Origin of the sequence: Agrococcus sp. HG114 (assembly GCF_024723325.1) — a bacterium.
Lineage (GTDB): Bacteria > Actinomycetota > Actinomycetes > Actinomycetales > Microbacteriaceae > Agrococcus.
In genome coordinates this window covers 1-324 of record NZ_JANQCH010000324.1, presented here as the reverse complement: position 1 = coordinate 324, position 324 = coordinate 1, and the positions used below count along the sequence as shown (strand labels likewise).

General features: G+C 79.3%; 1 protein-coding gene. It reads right to left on the bottom strand.

Annotated features, from left to right (window positions below):
* The coding region (locus NWP09_RS13430; protein WP_258275967.1) for a hypothetical protein at nucleotides 1-324 on the bottom strand (324 nt) is incomplete at both ends.

Below are 324 nucleotides of genomic sequence, written 5' to 3'. Positions count from 1 at the left end.
CTCGTGCGCCGCGCGGAGCACGAGCGGCACGAGCGCCGCGAGCACCGCGTCGGGCTCGTCGGAGGTCGCGGTCGCGACGGCGATGCCGGGGTGGACGGATGCGACGGCCGGCATGGGCACGTCCGTCTCGAGCGCGACGCCGACGTGCACCTGCTCGGCGCCCGCCGCCTCTGCCGCGGCGAGTGCCGCCGAGAGCCGCTCGCGCAGCTCGATGCGCGCACCGGCGCGGTCGTCCGAGCGCCCGTGCAGGTGCCGGGCGAGCTCGCGGATGCGGTCGGCGGCGTCGGCGCGCGCGACCGGCAGCTCGAGCCACTCCCCCGGGAG